At 37.5% G+C, this 259-nt stretch carries 1 pseudogene; it reads right to left on the bottom strand.

What is annotated here, in order from left to right:
- A pseudogene (locus CHI06_RS29215) lies at positions 1-259 on the bottom strand (IS3 family transposase); the annotation flags it as partial.

The raw sequence follows: 259 nt of genomic DNA, 5'->3' as shown, positions 1-259 counted from the left end.
CTTACTAGTTTATAAACAGGACGTCTCATAACGCTATAAGCAATGATTTCCCCATTACATAAATCCAGTACAGGAGAGAGGTAACGCTTCTCACCAAACAGGTGGAATTCTGTGACGTCGGTAACCCATTTTTGATTCATTTTTTCCGCAGTGAAATCACGGTTTAAAACGTTTGGAGCGGTTTTGCCTACATTTCCTTTATAAGATTTGAACTTCTTCATACGTACCATACACTTTAAACCCATATCATTCATTAAAC

Origin of the sequence: Bacillus sp. 7884-1 (assembly GCF_002272245.1) — a bacterium.
GTDB lineage: Bacteria > Bacillota > Bacilli > Bacillales > Cytobacillaceae > Neobacillus.
This window is presented reverse-complemented; position numbering and strand designations above follow the sequence as displayed.